Source organism: Terrabacter terrae (assembly GCF_039529575.1).
GTDB lineage: Bacteria > Actinomycetota > Actinomycetes > Actinomycetales > Dermatophilaceae > Terrabacter > Terrabacter terrae.
In genome coordinates this window covers 1-950 of the sequence record NZ_BAAANB010000097.1, presented here as the reverse complement: position 1 = coordinate 950, position 950 = coordinate 1, and the positions used below count along the sequence as shown (strand labels likewise).

Here is a 950-nt window from a genome sequence, read left to right as displayed (position 1 = left end):
GCGCGGTGCGCCGTCTCGACGGCACTCGCCAGCTGGATGCCGGTGCGCAGCACGTCCTCGACGGAGAAGCGCTCCGCCCGCGCCCGCATCGCGAGGTTGGGCGGCGGGTAGTACTTCATGACGAGGTAGGGGCGGCCGTCGTCGGAGGTGCCGGACCGGAAGACCTGGACGATGTAGGGGTGGTCGCCGAGCGCCGCCATCGTGTCGGCCTCCTCGACGAACTGCTCGCGCAGCGCGTCGGTGAGGCCCTCGGCCTTGAGCACCTTGACCGCGACCGGCATGCGCGGGCTCTGCTGCTCGTAGAGGAAGACGTCGGCGTAGCCGCCGGAGCCGAGGGGCTGCACGAAGACCAGCCCCGGGATCTTCGGCGGGGTTCCCTTGCGCGATGCCATCAGAGCGCGGCTTCGAAGGTGAAGGAGACCTCGTCGGCCATGGACACCAGCGAGCCGGGCTCGAGGACCTGCTGGTCGTTGGCGCGCAGGCGCACGGGGCTGCCACCCGGGAGGGTGACCGTCGTGCCGTTGGTGGTGCCGAGGTCGCGGATGAGCACGTGCCAGCCCTCCAGGATGACCTCGACGTGGTTGCGCGAGATGTCCCGCTCGGGGCTCGGGACCTTGACCACGTGGGGTCGGTCGTGGGCGGCCAGGCCGTCACCGAGCTTCGGGGCGCGACCGAGGAGCACGCTGCGGTCGAGGGTCACGACGTCGCCGGTGGACAGGCGCAGGACGCCCAGCGGCGGCCGCGGCATGCTGAACGGTCCCTGCGGCGGGATGCCGGCACCGCACACGCGGCACCGGTCGCTGTGCGGGGGCGTCGGATGCCCCGCGGAGCACAGGACCGCGAGCACGCTCGGTCCGGAGATCGCCTGGTTCCGGGCGGCGTCGCGGGCGGCGAGCAGCGCACTGCGGTCGACGGTCAGCTCCGCGTCGTCGTCGTCGTCGTCGTCGGTG

2 protein-coding genes are annotated in these 950 nt (G+C 72.6%); both read right to left on the bottom strand.

What is annotated here, in order from left to right; genetic code table 11:
* Positions 1-392 (bottom strand): protein kinase (locus tag ABD194_RS19455; RefSeq protein ID WP_343994566.1); only part of this gene is annotated, 392 nt, incomplete at its 3' end.
* The coding region (locus ABD194_RS19450; RefSeq protein WP_343994564.1) for an FHA domain-containing protein at positions 392-950 on the bottom strand (559 nt) is incomplete at its 5' end. The genes ABD194_RS19455 and ABD194_RS19450, both read right to left, overlap by 1 nt.